Annotated in this window: 1 protein-coding gene; it reads right to left on the bottom strand. The window is 62.1% G+C overall.

Annotated elements, in window-relative coordinates:
* Window positions 1-509: AMP-binding protein (locus tag NKJ06_RS35745; RefSeq protein WP_352812650.1), on the bottom strand; the 509-nt coding region annotated here is incomplete at both ends.

The following is a 509-nucleotide window of genomic DNA, read 5'->3' as shown; positions in this document are numbered from 1 at the left end:
GCGGGATTACCCACCCACGCCACACGATCACTCGAGCTGAACTGCGCATAGCCATTGTTGATGACGAGCCGGTTGACCGCACGGTGAGCAACAACAACCCCCTTGGGAAGGCCGGTCGAGCCGGAGGTGTACATCACGTAAGCAGCAGCCTCGGCGCTCAATGCCAGGCCAGGATCGGCACTAGACCCAGTCCCAGCCATGAGCGGCTCAATGGCCAGAACAGGGATCGTCACCTCAAGCAGATCATCATCGTCACTCTCGCTAAGCACCAGGCGCGCAGCACAATCGGCCATCAGCCATTCTTGTCGCGCAGATGGAAGAGCGCGATCGACCGGCACATACACTCCCCCCGCCTTGAGGATCGCCAGTTGCGCCACCACAAGGGCGACGGAGCGGTTCAGCACTGTCGCAACGCAATCCCCCGGCTTCACACCGAGCCCGATCAGATGATGCGCCAGCCGGTTGGCCCGGGCATTGAGTTCGCCATAGCTCAGCGCCTCGCCCTCATG

It is taken from the genome of Mesorhizobium sp. M0293 (genome assembly GCF_040321735.1).
In the GTDB taxonomy this organism is placed as follows: domain Bacteria; phylum Pseudomonadota; class Alphaproteobacteria; order Rhizobiales; family Rhizobiaceae; genus Mesorhizobium.
This window is presented reverse-complemented; position numbering and strand designations above follow the sequence as displayed.